This is a genomic window from Rhodohalobacter sp. 8-1 (assembly GCF_038150125.1).
Taxonomy (GTDB): domain Bacteria; phylum Bacteroidota; class Rhodothermia; order Balneolales; family Balneolaceae; genus SW132.
The window spans coordinates 183973-196538 of sequence record NZ_JBBVMF010000003.1 but is presented as its reverse complement, the minus strand read 5'-3'; the positions used below and the strand labels follow the sequence as shown (position 1 = coordinate 196538).

The window sequence follows — 12566 nt, the reverse complement described above, 5'->3', positions numbered from 1 at the left end:
GTAAACACTTTATAGGCGAAAACAGTGGAGACTTAAGAAACTAATCTTAAATTCTAATTTAACTGCGCAGTTTTCACTCCGATAATAATCACCGGTAGTGACTAACCATTGTCATTTAAAGGTCGTCGAAAGGACGATATTGCTCATTTAACTGTTTATAAAGGTTCTAATATGCTTTCGGAGAAAAACAGACGAGTTTTAAAAACAGGCCATCCTGTTCGCGTATTAATTGTTGAAGATTCCAGAGATGATGCGGATTTAATGATCCGGCATCTGCGAAAAGGAGGCTTTAAACCAAAGTCACACAGAGTTGAATCAGCTGCAGGTTTAATATCAGCCATCCGGAAAGATCGTTGGGATATAGTGTTATGCGATCATAATATGCCCGGTTTTGACAGCGTGGAGGCTCTTGACATTCTGAATGATTCTGACCTTAACATCCCGTTTTTGCTAATTTCAGACGCTCTGCCGGAAGACATAGCCTCAACGCTCCTGGAGAACGGGGCAAAAGCAACCTTATCAAAACAAGAAATGGGGGCCCTTGTCCCGGCTGTTGTAAAAGAACTTCAACAATCGATATCTAAAAAAGGAGAACATAACGGTAAAGAAAAAACTAAATCCGGTTCTAATACGTCTTCCATTAGCCTTTTTGAGGCAAAAAAGGTCCCCGAGGAGCTTACTAACACAATCGGTAAAGCCAAAAACGGAGATGTCTCATCAACTAACGGTCACAGCGGTAATGGGTCATACAACCATCAAAAAAACCCCGTCAAAAATATCCTTATTGTTGAAGACGAGATGATTCAGTCTATTCTATTGGAAAAGCTAATCAAAAGTCTGGGGTACAAAGTAGTTGGCAAAGTAACGACAGGGGCCGAGGCCATAGAGATGGCACTTAAGCTCAAGCCCGACGTCATCACCATGGATATATCTTTACAGGATGATATTGATGGCATCATGGCTACAAAATCCATCCAGGATAAAAGCATGATCCCGGTTATCTATATTTCCGGCAACAGCGACCAATACAATTATAAGCGCGCAGAAACAACGAACTTTATAGATTTTATTCCTAAGCCTGTAAATAGAGAGTCGCTGGCTAAATCATTTTCTAAAGCTGAAAACATTACGTTCGACAAATCGTCTTGAAAGGTTTATTAAGATTACCTGGTCATGCCGCACCACAATGCGGCATCTCCCATCCTGATTCGGAACTGTAAGCTCGGCTAGTGACAGATTGTAAAAAACCAGGAATGGCTTAATGAACACCCCTCCGTCAGCCGGCGGACTACCCCCCTTCCGGATCGGATACCGCATCCTGTCACCTCTGAAATGGTGTCGCCCTGCTTTTTTGGACAACATTAGTGGCTGCCAGTGACAGATTGGAAAAAGGGTTACTCTTAAGCTTTTAAAGACGATTTCATTTTTAGAGCACATGCTTTGTTTTTTTACCAACGTTAATAGATTTCGCGCCTTTGCGAAACAAAAAGCCCCGACAGGGGCGACAGCTCAGTAGCCCCGCCCAAGCGCCGTGTTGTTTCGGCGCGCAGTGCGGGGTAAGAGAAGGCAGTCGTCCCAAGCACCCCGAGGCGATTGATTCCGCAGAAGAAATGAATTCAATCGAAGGGGAGTCCGAGTGATGTAAGCCGTGGATGCATCACGAGCTGAATAGGTGCTTTTGATGAACTGCCTCGGGGCAGAGCCCACGAGGTATCAATTTAGAACTTACAATTTATCGGCCTATGAGGAGCATATTTTTGGGGGTCGGGGAATTAAACCACTTATGATTAACAGATTGCTTCCTATCGCTCAATGTGGAGTAACTACCAGTTTTTGCCCCCCCCGCCTTCCTTGCAGAATAAAAAAGACCAGCCTAAAAGTCCTTAAGCCTTTTTACCTTCGCATGCTGATAAATATTTCTTGGTGATATATCCAGTATAGTTGACCCCCACCTGAAATATGCCTTACTTTCGGTGAAATGTTAATCAATGCTCTCTCCGTATGAAACACAGATTACTGATCCTACCCATTCTACTGCTCTTATCTGGCTGTACTATTTCACAAGACTCATCAGAATTTCAGAACCTTGGGCTGGAAGAGATAAACATCAGTGAACTTCAGGAGAGATATGAATCAGGAGACTTGACCTCTAACCAGGTGGTTCGAGCTTACCTGAATCGCATTGAAACAATCGACCAAACCGGGCCTTCTCTTAATTCAATTCTTACGGTGAACGGCAATGCACTTGACATCGCGAGCCGGCTCGACCAGGAACGGCGCGATGGTAATGTCCGCGGGCCTCTTCATGGCGTACCTATCCTGTTGAAGGATAATATCAACACGGCGGATATGCCTACCACAGCCGGATCTCTGTTTTTGGAAGGATCTATACCACCGACTGACGCATTTATTACCGATAAACTTCGCGATGCCGGGGCTGTTATTTTGGGGAAGACCAATTTAAGCGAGTGGGCCAATTTCCACAGCAGCTTTTCGTCAAGCGGATGGAGTTCGCTGGGCGGCCAGGTGAACAACCCGTATGAAACGTCACGGAACCCCTGCGGATCGAGTGCGGGATCAGGCGCGGCAGCATCAGCAAACCTGGCAACGCTGACCATCGGCACCGAAACCAACGGCTCCATTGTGTGCCCGTCCAACGCAAACGGAATCGTTGGGATGAAGCCAACCGTGGGTGTGTGGAGCCGCGGCGGAATCATTCCGATTTCATATACCACAGACAGCGCCGGCCCGATGACGCGAACCGTTCGCGACGCCGCAATTCTGCTGGGCGCACTGGCAGGGCCGGATCGCAGCGATCAGCTTTCTGTTGATGCTGCTGATCACATTCATAACGACTATACGCAGTTTTTAAATGAAGACGGACTCGAAGGAAAACGAATCGGATTTTACACCGGGCCAATGGGTAATCATTTCCGGGTGGATACGCTCATGCTTGAAACCATGCGAACCCTGGAAGATCTGGGAGCCACAGTAATTGAGATTGATGACATCACAGAAGAAAATATTGGCGGCGACGCTTTCCAGGTATTGCTCTACGAATTCAAAAACGGCGTAAACGATTATTTGGAATCACTTAATAACGATGCGATTGTTGCCTCGATGGAAGAGATGGCCAAGCAGATTTTAAATTCCGACACCATGAGGGACCGCTTTGACTACGACCTGATTTTAACGGCTGCTGAAAAAGGCGGCCTCGATTCCGAAGAGTATCAAAACGCCCGTGAGCGGATGCTGCGGGTCAGCCGCGAAGAAGGAATTGATCGCGTGATGGACGAAAACAACTTGGATGCATTGGTATCGCCAACAGGCTCGCCCGCCTGGAAAACGGACCTCATTCTCGGCGATAACTTTCAGCTATCCTCCAGCTCACCATCCGCCCGCGCGGGCTACCCCATTATCTCCCTGCCGATGGGATCTATTGACGGACTACCGGTTGGCGTCTCATTCTTCGGCCGCGCCTGGAGTGAACCGGTACTGCTGGAAATTGCCTATGCGTTTGAGCAGAACACGGATCATAGATTGGTACCGCAATTCAAAGAGTAATTAGTTCAGCAGTTCCGTTGCCTTTTCGACGAAGATTGAGGTTTTGGGGAGTGGTAACAAATAGCCTTAGCCTCAAGTAATTTCGTGTGCGTAGCGAACCGTATTGCCCTTTCGGAAAAGGTTGAGGCTAAGGCGTGCCGAAACAAAGAGCATCAACCTCAAGTAATTCCGTGTGCGATACGACCCTCGCTGCCCTATCGGGGAAGGTTGAGGCTGAGTGAAACCGAAACGAAGAACCTCAACCTCAAGTAATTCCGTGTGTGATACGAACCGCGTTGCCCTATCGGGGAAGGTTGAGGCTGAGTAGAGTCGTAACCAAGAACCTCAACCTTTAGTAATTCTGTACACGATGTGAACCGCGCTGCCCTTTCGGAAAAGGTTGAGGCTTAGGCGTGCCGAATCAAAGAACCTTAGCCTCAAGTAATTTCGTGTGCGTAGCGAACCGTATTGCCCTTTCAGAGAAGGTTGAGGCTGAGGAGAGTGGTAACAAAGAACCTCAGCCTTTAGTAATTCCGTGTGCGATACGACCCGCGCTGCCCTCTCGAAGAAGGTTGAGGCTGAGTGAAGTCAAAACAAAGAACCTCAACCTTAAAACGGCACATCATCTTCATCAACGGGCGGGCCGAGATCAATCACATTATCATCCGGGTTTACCGAATCATTAGATCCACCGGCTCCCCGCTCTACTTTCCATGCTTTTACATCCGTGTACCAGTTGCCTTTGTATTCGCGGCTCTGAATATCGATAAAGGCGGTAATCTCCTCACCTTCTTTAACGTCGGCCTGATCGATCTGCTCGCCCCACTGAGTAATGCACACTTTCCGGGGATACTTGCCCGGCGTTTCGAGGATGAAGTCCCGCTTTTTCCAGGGGCCGTTTTTACTTTCGCCGGATTGTTCATCCAGCACTTTCACTACTTTTCCTGATAATTTTAAATCCATTCTACTATATCTGTCATTCAATTTCTTAAAAAAACACTGCTCTTAGCATGCCGGTTAACCCAACTTATGAACAGTGGATCACATTCGGTTTAAAGATCTTCATTCTTGACTCCAATTCAAATACGAATCCGGCGTTGTGGATGATTTGGGATAAGGTCAAGGTTGTGTAAGGACGACGGGTTTGGATAAATGAATTGATAACTTAAAAATCTGAATGATTTCAATCGTAATCGAATCCGCCGCAATTTAGCTTATACATTGTTGAGAACAGTGTTTTTTACAATTATTTCATTCAGTTTTTAAGTGTCTGATGCAGCAATTTCAGTCAAATCAAACATGACTTTTTGACCATTAGTTTTGATTATGGTCAACTCTTGATCATTTAGTTCGGTCGATCTTATTTCATCAAATCTCACCGATTTGCCCAGAAAAGAATTCATTCGGATAAATGCTCCCTTTCTATTCCATTGAACATAGTTTCTAAACCAAAACATCATGCTGAAAAACAGTGCTTGTAGAAGAAATCCGGTGACGCTAATCCATTTATTTATTTCCGAATTCTCGAATGGAATCAGTTCAAATATTACAACACATAAACATACGATTGATAAAATGACAACCGTGACCAAAAGCCAACTTTTATTCAGGTTGACGAAATATATTCTCTTCATATTCGTCTTGATTATGTTATTGTCAACGGTCCGGAGTTAAGAAATGCAGGGTTATTCGGAGCATTTACTTATTCGTTCCACCTTTTTTCTTAGGAATTTTTTTATTCATCCAAAAATTATCTTGTTTCAAACTATAAATCTTGAACTTAATGCATTCCCGCGCATAAGTTATATACGCTGTTTTGAACGTTAAATTTCGTGGCCTATTAAGCCGTCATTATTTAGTTCTACGTAATTACACTTATCAAAAAGGGTTTTAAAGTTGATTATGTTGTTTCTAAATATTTCAAATAGATCTTTATTCTTGATGTTTCCTGTGGTTATTAGCAGGAGTTTTTTAGGCTCACCATTGATCATATGTGAATAGTAAAAATCTAAATCTTTAGTTATTACTATCAAATCATTCTGATCTGCGTATTCTGTTATTTCTTTATCAGAGGATTCGTCACCTGCTGGTAAAGAGTCAACATGACTTGATTTTATGCCTTCTTTCTTAAGTATTTCACAAAGCAAAGGGGGTAGTTGTGCATCAACTAAAAACCTCATGCCGTTTTAAAATAGCTTTTTGATTTAGTGATTTTTGAAGCATAAGCGAGGCAGGCTTTAATGTCCTCATTTTCCAGTGCAGGATAATCTTTTAATATCTCCGATTCAGTCATTCCTGCTGATAATAGATCAAGAATCAGTTCCACGGTATACCTTTTATTTCTAATGGTTGGTTTACCGTGGCATATTTCCGGATTTAGAGTAATTCTGTTTAATAAATTTTCCATACTCCAATTTACGTTATTTTTGAGATAATGGTTTTTAAGATGTCATTGCTTTCTTTATTAGCACATTGACCCCATTTGCTATAGCCGATGTTACTTATAGCCATTTTTATTTTTCATTCATTTGGTCTCCATTCGAATACCTTTTCTTCCAATGGAATCCAAGTCTTTAGTCCATTTCCAAATCTGTTCAACGAAGCCGGTTCTGATTCGATTTCAAGTTTTGATTCGTGATGTGAAGGTCCAGTTCCTTTGTTAGTTGCTTCGATTTTCAAAGCAGAATGTCCATTTGGTTCAATGCAATAAGCTTCAATCAAAAGGTAGTAGGCCCACTTGTCTCCTTTTTCTCCAAGTTCATAAGTGGCTTTTTCACTAACCAATTTGGGGAATTCAGTTAGCTTACTCGGGAATCTTGAAACACATCTGAGTAGTCATAAAATTCCAAAGTCGTTGAGCAGAGTTCGTTACTAAAGAATCCTTGGAAATGAATGGTGTCATCTCCTTGGTCAATGACAAGAACTCTTATTTTAATCTCAGATTTCATTTTTCTCGCATGAAGCATAACATCAACATACTACCAACATTATTCACGTTATCACCGAATTAATAGTACTATAATGATAAAACCGAAGCAAATATCAAAGGCCGAACATCAGCATACGCTACAGACGTAATAATAAGGACACTCTGAACGACTCAGCTTATTTTCACCAACCGTATGTCAGCCTGGAAAAAGCGTAAAACTCAATACCACATACGCTATGTAGCCCAACAGCAGAACTCCGCCTTCCCACCGATTCAGGCGCCGGCCCGTGAACAGGAATACCAGGATGAGAATGGAGATTCCAAGCAGCACCCACTGATCAAATGCGAGAATCCTGGGGTTAACGGTCAGCGGAGTGATGAGGGCCGACACGCCTAAAATGCCCAGCAGGTTAAAAATATTGCTACCCAAGATATTGCCGATCGCCACATCAGCATGTTTTCGGAAGGCTGCCAGCACCGAAATCGACAGCTCAGGCAGCGAGGTGCCCACTGCCACAAGCGTTAGCCCGATCACGGCTTCAGAGACATTGTAGGATTCCGCAATACCAATCGCTCCTTTCAGCAGCACATTTGAACCGCCAATCAACAATACCAAACCACCCACAATGGCTGCCACCGTCCCAAAAACTGAGGCCGGTTTTTTGTCTACTTCTTTCGCTTCTGCTTCATAAACCTCAGCCTGGGGACTCTCCGGATTCTTTTCACTTATGTAGGCCCACGTCAGGTACGCAGCGAGCAGCACTAATAATATGATGGCATCCACCCGGCTGAGCAACCCGCCAATGATGGTAATCATAAAAATAACAGTGGCCGCCAGCACCACAAGTCCGTCACGTTTCAGGGCCGACGGCTGAACGGTCATGGGCGTAATGAGCGCACAAACACCCAAAATAAGAAGCACGTTGCTGATGTTACTCCCCACCACATTCCCGATGGAGATATCCGGATTTGAGTTGAGGGCCGCCTCAACTGACACCGCCAGTTCCGGCGATGACGTGCCAAATCCCACAATCACCAAACCGCTCAATAAGGGAGAGATTCCCAGCCGGTCGGATGCTGATAACGCACCGCGAATAAGAGTTTCGCCGCCAATGGTTAGCAGTATTACACCCGCAATCAAAAACAGGATATTCATTATAGATTCTAAGTTAGTTTTATATCCACATCACACTACGAATAATTTCAATAAGTTTTCTAATTCCGTTAGGGGGTGGTTTAATCGGAGATCGAAGAAAATTTGCGGCGAATGCTCCTAAGAATACCACCCCTGTCCCCTCCTTACAAAGGTGGGGAACGCACTTATCTGAATTTCAAAGTGATAATGTATACATACTGCAACCGACTTTAAAACTTTTGGATGCAGATTTCATCAAGCCGAAAAGAACGTAGTCACTTCAGATACCGTTAACTTTTAAAACAAACAAAATCAAATACTATCATGAAATACAGATATTTAGGACGATCGGGACTCAAGGTATCAGCACTCTCTTTTGGCTCGTGGGTTACGTTTGGTGACCAGGTAGATCAGCAGGTGGCGTACGACTGTATGACCGAAGCATACGATGCCGGCGTCAATTTTTTTGATAATGCAGAGGCGTATGCCGGGGGTGAGTCTGAAATCATGATGGGCAACATCATCAAGAAAGCAGGCTGGAAGCGGTCGGACCTCGTACTCTCCACGAAATTATTCTGGAGCGGTGACGGTCCGAACGATACCGGCCTCTCCTACAAGCACATCATTGAAGGTGCTGATGCTGCACTCAAGCGTATGAAAACAGATTATGTGGATCTAATCTTCTGCCACCGGCCCGATATTCACACGCCTATCGAAGAAACAGTTCGCGCAATGGATCAGGTTATTCGCTCCGGCAAAGCATTCTACTGGGGAACGAGCGAATGGAGTGCGGTTCAGATTCAGAAGGCGTACCAGGTTGCGAGAGAATACGGTCTGCGTCCGCCGCTGATGGATCAGCCGCAATACAACATGTTTCACCGCGACAAAGTGGAAAGCGAATTTCAGCCGCTCTACGATGATATCGGACTCGGCACAACGATCTGGAGTCCGCTGGCAAGCGGCCTGCTTACGGGCAAATACAACGATGGCATCCCAGAAGACAGCCGGCTATCCATGGATCAGTACGAATGGCTGAAAGAATCACTCCTCGATAGCGAGGAAGGCAAAGAAAGGCTGCGAAAAGTTGGCGAGCTTGCAGATGTTGCTGACGAAATTGGCATCAGCATGCCCCACCTGGCGCTTGCATGGTGCCTGAAGAATGAAAATGTGAGTACTGTCATAACCGGAGCGTCCAAACCGGAGCAAGTACAGGAAAACATGAAAGCCATCGATAAAGTGAATCTTCTGACTGATGACGTCATTGAAAAAATCGAGTCTATCTTGGATAACAAACCCGACAAGCCGCAAGATTTCAGGCCGTCGGATGATTAAATATGTAAATTAAAGAGCATCGGATCCTAATCAATGTCATCGCGGACCTGATCCGCAATCTCCCATTCATGCACAAGCAATACGTCTTACCACTGGCAGAATCTACAGGCCGAGCGAGAATTGGGGATGCCGCATCGGGGTGCGGCATGACTTAAACTGACCCGCATCCATACCAACATCATCGCGGACCTGATCCGCGATCTCCCATTCATGCACAAGCAATACGTCTTACCACTGGCAGAATCTACAGGCCGAGCGAGAATTGGGGATGCCGCATCGGGGTGCGGCATGACTTGAACCGACCCGTATCCATACCAACGTCATCGCGGACCTGATCCGCACTCTCTTTCATGCACAAGCAATACGTCTTACCACTGGCAGAATCTACCGGCTGCCTTATTGCCGGAGATTACTCACGGATATAATATGCCAACAGCATAATGAGGGGGTGAACAATTACCAACCGTATCCATGCCGCCCACGCCGGTATGCAAATTTGATCGGACACGCATCCATCCATCTGTATGTGATGAATATGAGCCGGAATAAATACAATCATCAAAAGTATGATCCCATAAGCCGACATTTTCCGGTAAGTGGCCGTCATCAAACCGAACCCTAAAATGACTTCAAGGGCTCCCGACAGATAGTTGAAAAGTTCAGGCAGTGGCAAATAAGGGGGAATTAGCGGGTAGTACCATTCCGGGTTGATAAAATGGTTTATTCCCGCCAGCACAAACAGCGTTCCCATCAGAAATCGTAAAAACTTTTTCATTGACAACCCTTCTTTTTTGACATAATGATCCTTTTCATTACAAAACATTCTCACGAAAATTGTATCTCAGATGCAGTTAAAACAGAAAATTAGATTTTTTTAAGAACAGAGGCAACCCTTTTATTGAAATGTATGTATTGGCTAATTAACCAAGGTCTCAGGTGATTTTATACCTGAATATTAATTTTAACCATTAATTAATTTCGATTTTAGTATAAAACAATTAAACCATTAATAAAGTAAAGGAACTTTTCACGCTTGTCTTCTATTTAATCTTCAAGGAAACTAAAGAACTTTATTTAACCCCAACCAATCAATTATACAATGAAAAAAGCTACCATATTTAAATTGTCAACAGCAATTGCTTCTGCTTTGTTGATTCTACTAACGACTGGAAGCGCTCTCTTCGCTCAAAACGGTGAGACTGAAGATTACCGCGCGTTTTTAAGCGGCGCAAATGAAGTGTCGCCTGTATTTACAACCGGAAGCGGATTAGTGGCCCTTGAGCTTGACGGTTCCGTCCTGACCATATCCGGTTCTTTTGAAGGACTTTCTACACCGCTTAATCCTATTGGCGGCACAGGAGCCCACATACACATGGGTTTCACCGGACAAAACGGAGGTGTTGAAATACCTTTGAATCCCACACTAACTAACAACGATACTGCCGGCACGTTTAGCGAAACAGCAACTCTGTCCACAGAACAAATTGATGCACTGAGAGCCAGGCAGCTATATGTTAACATTCACTCAGAGACATATCCGAGTGGTGAACTCAGAGGACAAATACTGCCGGTTGGTAAAACCTACTTTCAAACGTATGCATCAGGCGGCCATGAGGTTCCTTCGAATGTAAGTACTGCCCAGGGCGGACTCTCTCTTGAGTACGACGGAACCGATCTTGTTGTTACCGGATCGTTTAATGGTCTTACAAGCGATTATATCGTTGTTGGCGAAACAGGCAGCGGTGCACATCTCCACACAGGCTTTGCAGGACAAAACGGCGGTGTTGAAATCTCACTTACTCCCACACTGAGTGATGATAACCGAAGCGGAACGTTTTTAGCCGAAAACAATACATTTACAAATGTGGATGCTGCAATTGTTCAAACACTTGTTGATCGCGGCCACTATTTGAATATTCATTCGCAAGATTATCCGGCAGGCGAAATTCGCGGACAGGTTGTTCCTGAAGCGAATATTTACTTTTATGCGCCATTATCCGGGATGAACGAAATACCGCAAAATACGAGCCAGGCAACAGGTGCTGTAATGGTTGAGTGGTATGCTGAAACAAGCACAATCAACGCAACGGGTTCCTTTGGGAATCTGGGATCTGATTATGCAACCGAAATCGGCTCACACCTCCACGTAGGTCTTGCCGGCCAAAATGGTGGAGTTGAAATTGGACTAACACCCGATCTTGACCAAGATTCCCGAGGCGGCATTTATCTGCCCACAGCTAATGAAGCCACATTGACCATGGACCAAGTTGGGCTTTTAGTTAGCCGGTCTCTATACGCTAATATCCATACTGCTGATTATAATGGCGGCGAAATCCGCGGACAGGTTGTCCCACTTGCCCAGCACTACTTCACAACTTCTCTCACAGGACTCTCTGAAGTTGACCCTGTGATGACTGGAGCCCAGGGCGGAATGGCTTTTGAATTCAGAAACGGAAATCTAACTGCCACCGGAAGTTTCAGCGGCCTGGAAAGTAATAATATTGGGTCAGCCGGCTCACATATTCATGAAGCGGCGGCTGATGATAACGGTGGTGTAATTTATCCCCTTACGCCAGAGCTGGATGACGAAACAGATGCACGCGCCGGAACATACAGCGCAGCAGACAATACATTTAATCTCTCTGAAACGGAAATTGGTCAGCTTGTTACAGCAGGGCTCTACGTAAATGTTCACTCGGTAGATGATCCCGCTGGCGAAATACGCGGCCAGATCTTGCTTGCCCCTAACGTAGCACCGGAAACCGCTCCGGCCATCACGTCCCCTGCTGATGGAGCTACAGTTGTTGTTGAAGGCGAAAGCACTGCTGATTTTATACCTGCTTGGACATCGTCTGAAGACGCCAATAGCGACCCGGTTGTGTACATCTGGGAAGTTGCTCTCGACAGTGAGTTCGGGAATATTGTATTTTCAGCCAATGCAGGGAGCGATCCATCACTTCCGCTAACGATTGGTACTGTTGACGGACTTCTTGCTTCACTCGGTGTTGAGGAAGGTTCATCGGCTACGATTTACCACCGGGCTACGGCGTCTGATGGCAGCGGACTGAATACGGGTGCAGGCTCAAGTGTAACACTCGAGCGCGGTGTAGTAACCTCATCAGAAACGGATTCTGAAGTTGTGGGCCAGTTTGAGCTGAAGCAAAACTATCCAAATCCCTTCAATCCTACGACAAACATCACGTACTCTCTGCCGCAACAGGCCGATGTTGAATTAAGAGTATTTGATATGGTAGGTCGCGAAGTAGCAACTCTTATCAATCGTGAGCAGGCTGCCGGATCGTACACGGTCAATTTTGATGCATCCCAGCTTTCAAGCGGAATGTATCTCTATCGATTGAATACCGGATCCACAACCATCACACGTAAGATGATGCTGATTAAATAGAATGCATTTAATTGCAGGCCACCATTGGCTGCAAAATTCAATAAAACTTAAAACCCGGGCTGATCTTAGATCGTCCGGGTTTTTTTATGGCAATGCATTCCATCTTAAAAAACATGGCATGTCTCTTGCCGGCTTCATAACTCTTAATCTTCTCGAAAACTTTTTAAGAAACGTAGCTCAGAGCCACCTCGAGACATGCTATGTTTAGCTTTGGCAAAGGC

General features: G+C 45.1%; 10 protein-coding genes. 4 read left to right on the top strand and 6 right to left on the bottom strand.

Translation table 11 applies throughout. The features are described 5' to 3' along the window. Nucleotides 1–171: 171 nt before the first annotated feature. Both AABW11_RS03960 and AABW11_RS03955 read left to right on the top strand, forming a co-directional pair. The gene (locus tag AABW11_RS03960) at nt 172–1149 is read left to right on the top strand and encodes a response regulator (RefSeq protein WP_340103480.1); all 978 of its coding nucleotides are present in this window, start codon (nt 172–174) and stop codon (nt 1147–1149) included. A gap of 852 nt (nt 1150–2001) precedes the next feature. After that, complete coding sequence (locus tag AABW11_RS03955; protein ID WP_340103479.1) at nt 2002–3564, top strand: amidase; 1563 nt, start codon at nt 2002–2004, stop codon at nt 3562–3564. 588 nt (nt 3565–4152) lie between these two features. On the opposite strand, the gene AABW11_RS03950 is transcribed toward AABW11_RS03955, so the two are convergent. The 5 genes from AABW11_RS03950 to AABW11_RS03930 form a co-directional block, all read right to left on the bottom strand. After that, entirely contained in the window at nt 4153–4506 is a 354-nt protein-coding gene (locus tag AABW11_RS03950; protein ID WP_340103478.1) for a DUF3127 domain-containing protein, read from the bottom strand. 860 nt (nt 4507–5366) lie between these two features. Continuing rightward, on the bottom strand, nt 5367–5723 hold the full coding sequence (locus AABW11_RS03945) for a DUF5615 family PIN-like protein (RefSeq protein WP_340103476.1): 357 nt from the start codon (nt 5721–5723) through the stop codon (nt 5367–5369). Further along, complete coding sequence (locus AABW11_RS03940; RefSeq protein ID WP_340103475.1) at nt 5720–5950, bottom strand: DUF433 domain-containing protein; 231 nt, start codon at nt 5948–5950, stop codon at nt 5720–5722. Before AABW11_RS03940 ends, AABW11_RS03945 begins: the two co-directional genes overlap by 4 nt. Before the next feature lie 113 nt (nt 5951–6063). After that, complete coding sequence (locus AABW11_RS03935) at nt 6064–6327, bottom strand: hypothetical protein (RefSeq protein ID WP_340103474.1); 264 nt, start codon at nt 6325–6327, stop codon at nt 6064–6066. 341 nt (nt 6328–6668) lie between these two features. Then, the gene (locus tag AABW11_RS03930) at nt 6669–7631 is read right to left on the bottom strand and encodes a calcium/sodium antiporter (protein WP_445263738.1); all 963 of its coding nucleotides are present in this window, start codon (nt 7629–7631) and stop codon (nt 6669–6671) included. A 300-nt stretch (nt 7632–7931) separates the two neighbouring features. On the opposite strand from AABW11_RS03930, the gene AABW11_RS03925 reads away from it, so the two are divergent. Next, nucleotides 7932–8939, top strand: a complete 1008-nt coding sequence (locus AABW11_RS03925; protein WP_340103472.1) for a potassium channel beta subunit family protein — start codon at nt 7932–7934, stop codon at nt 8937–8939. Between the two features lie 409 nt (nt 8940–9348). Here AABW11_RS03925 and AABW11_RS03920 read toward each other — a convergent pair whose 3' ends face one another. Next, a complete protein-coding gene (locus AABW11_RS03920; protein ID WP_340103471.1) occupies nt 9349–9714 on the bottom strand; it encodes a DoxX family protein in 366 nt (121 codons plus the stop codon). A gap of 324 nt (nt 9715–10038) precedes the next feature. On the opposite strand from AABW11_RS03920, the gene AABW11_RS03915 reads away from it, so the two are divergent. Then, a complete protein-coding gene (locus AABW11_RS03915) occupies nt 10039–12345 on the top strand; it encodes a CHRD domain-containing protein (protein ID WP_340103470.1) in 2307 nt (768 codons plus the stop codon). The last annotated feature ends 221 nt before the right edge of the window (nt 12346–12566 follow it).

What these genes read in the sequence shown, in the direction of transcription:
- AABW11_RS03945 (WP_340103476.1), bottom strand. Translation starts at nt 5,723, where the DNA reads ATGAGGTTTTTAGTTGATGCACAACTACCCCCTTTGCTTTGTGAAATA.
- AABW11_RS03940 (WP_340103475.1), bottom strand. Translation starts at nt 5,950, where the DNA reads ATGGAAAATTTATTAAACAGAATTACTCTAAATCCGGAAATATGCCAC.
- AABW11_RS03925 (WP_340103472.1), top strand. Translation starts at nt 7,932, where the DNA reads ATGAAATACAGATATTTAGGACGATCGGGACTCAAGGTATCAGCACTC.
- AABW11_RS03960 (WP_340103480.1), top strand. Translation starts at nt 172, where the DNA reads ATGCTTTCGGAGAAAAACAGACGAGTTTTAAAAACAGGCCATCCTGTT.
- AABW11_RS03915 (WP_340103470.1), top strand. Translation starts at nt 10,039, where the DNA reads ATGAAAAAAGCTACCATATTTAAATTGTCAACAGCAATTGCTTCTGCT.
- AABW11_RS03950 (WP_340103478.1), bottom strand. Translation starts at nt 4,506, where the DNA reads ATGGATTTAAAATTATCAGGAAAAGTAGTGAAAGTGCTGGATGAACAA.
- AABW11_RS03920 (WP_340103471.1), bottom strand. Translation starts at nt 9,714, where the DNA reads ATGAAAAAGTTTTTACGATTTCTGATGGGAACGCTGTTTGTGCTGGCG.
- AABW11_RS03955 (WP_340103479.1), top strand. Translation starts at nt 2,002, where the DNA reads ATGAAACACAGATTACTGATCCTACCCATTCTACTGCTCTTATCTGGC.